Consider the following 1,315-nt stretch of genomic DNA (forward strand, 5'->3'; position numbering starts at 1 on the left):
CAGGACTTTACCCACATCTCCGTTTCGTGGTAAATCTCCCCTTGCGGGCGCAGCCCGTATCTGGTACCGGGGGTGATCCATGGACATGCTCAAGGTGGCCGAGGCCAGGCTCCAGGAGTTCACGGGCCGTTTTGCGAGCGTTTTCCCCCGATAAGCGCCTCCACCGACGGTTTGAAGAGGTGGTGCGGGGCGCCTTGGCCGCAGGCTCAGCCCGGGTGAGCGAGATGGTGGCCTCGCTCCCTTCTCCCCTCCAGAACCGCTTCCACCAGGCCAAAGCCCTTTACCGCTTCCTGTCCAACCCACGGGTGGAGGCAGAAGCCCTCCTTGACCGGGTCTATCAGGAGAGCGCGACTGCCCTGGAGGGTGAGGAGGTTCTGGTCCTCCTGGACCTGAGCCCGGTGGCCAAGCCCTATGCCCGGGCCCTGGAGGGGATAGCCCGGGTGGGGAAGGATAGGCGGCCCGGGTACGAGCTCCTCACCGCCCTGGGGTTGGACCCCGCGGGGCGGCTGGCCCTGGGGTACGCCCACCTGGTGGCCTACGGGGAGAGGGGGTTTGCCAGCCTGCCCAAGGAGGTGGAGGGAGCCATTGAGGCGGCCCGGGAGCGATTGGGGGGCGTGGGCAGGAGGCTGGTGTATGTGGCGGACCGGGGGTTTGACGACCGGAAGGTGTTTGGGCAGGTGCTGGCCCTGGGGGAGGAGTTCGTGGTGCGGGTCTACCGGGACCGGAAGCTTGGGGAGGGGGGTTCTCTGGCGAAGGTGGCTTCTTCCCTGGCCCTTCCCTGTGGGGAGGAGGTGGAGCTGAGGGTAGGGGGCAGGTACCAGCGGGTGCGGCTCCACTTCGGATGGAGGGAGGTGGAGGTGGAGGGGAGGCGGCTCCACCTGGTGGTCTGCCGGGTGCCAGCCCTGGGGCGGCGTGGGGAGTGGTGGCTACTGACCAGCTTGCCGGTGAGGGGGAGGGAGGAGGCGGCGCAGGTGGTGGAGGCGTACCGCAGGCGGTGGGAGGTGGAGCGGTTCTTCCGGCTTTTGAAGACGGGGCTGGGGCTTGAGACCTTCCAGGTGCGGGGGCTTGCCCGGATCCGGAAGGTGGTGGCGGTTTTGCTGGGGCTGGCGGTGTTCCTTTGGGAAGTTGAGCGGTTGGGGGATCCGTTCAAGGGGTTTCTTTTGCAGCTCGGGGGCAAGCTGGGGCTGCCCAGCGAGAGGGATGGTCCGTACCTGCTCCTGAGGGGCCTGGTTCGCCTGCTCAACTATGAAGTCACCCAAGAACTCTTGAAGCAGGCTAAGGGAGGGCGAGGAAGGAGTTTTGGGTAAAGCCCTGC

General features: G+C 66.8%; 1 protein-coding gene. It reads left to right on the plus strand.

Translation table 11 applies throughout. The annotated features are described in order from the left end of the window. Window positions 1–182: 182 nt before the first annotated feature. Entirely contained in the window at window positions 183–1,307 is a 1,125-nt protein-coding gene (locus B128_RS0100035; RefSeq protein ID WP_008632315.1) for a transposase, read from the plus strand. The last annotated feature ends 8 nt before the right edge of the window (window positions 1,308–1,315 follow it).

It is taken from the genome of Thermus igniterrae ATCC 700962, from assembly GCF_000376265.1.
Classification (GTDB): Bacteria; Deinococcota; Deinococci; order Deinococcales; family Thermaceae; genus Thermus; species Thermus igniterrae.